1 protein-coding gene is annotated in these 667 nt (G+C 75.9%); it reads right to left on the reverse strand.

Annotated elements, in window-relative coordinates; translation table 11 throughout:
- Positions 1-581, reverse strand: a 581-nt coding sequence (locus tag AWZ10_RS02300) for a lysylphosphatidylglycerol synthase transmembrane domain-containing protein (protein ID WP_244172355.1), incomplete at its 3' end; no start/stop codon positions are given.
- Positions 582-667: the final 86 nt, after the last annotated feature.

Here is a 667-nt window from a genome sequence, read left to right on the forward strand (position 1 = left end):
CCGGGCCTGCGGCCCATCCGGAGCGCCGCCCAGATCGCCAGCGCGCCCAGCGCGACGAGCACGGTGACACCCGCCGCGTGACGGGTCTGCTCCAGCACCGGGGACGGCAGCACCAGCAAAACCGTTACGCCCACGGCGGCCAGTACCAACTGGCCCGCGGTGCGCTCGATGACGACCGCGCGCACGCCCCGGCCCATGTCCCCGGAACTCCGGCCGTGCCGCACCGCGCGGTGCACATCGCCGAGCACACCGCCGGGCAGTGCCGCGTTGAGGAACAGCGCGCGGTAGTAGTCCGCGACGGCCGGCCCGAGCGGCAGCCTGATCCCGAGCGCCCGGGTCACCGCGCACCAGCGCCACGCGCTGCACACCGTGGTGAACACGCCGATCCCGACCGCCGCCGCCAGCGTCGCGCCGTCGATCCGCCGCAGCCCGTCCACGAACACGCCGGTCCCCATCCGCCAGAAGACGACGGCGAGGATGACCGTTCCGGCGAGCGTGCCGAAGTGGGTGCGCAGGGCGCGGGTGAACCTGGCGGTGGGACGGGGCTCGGCGGAGGCCTGGGACGAGGTGGCGTCCGGCATGACGACGGACACCGCGGGGGCCTCGGGCCGGACACCGCTCGCGGCCGTCGGCGCGGCCGCCCGGCTGGATACCGCAGCGGCCTCGT

The organism is Streptomyces europaeiscabiei (genome assembly GCF_001550375.1).
GTDB lineage: Bacteria > Actinomycetota > Actinomycetes > Streptomycetales > Streptomycetaceae > Streptomyces > Streptomyces europaeiscabiei.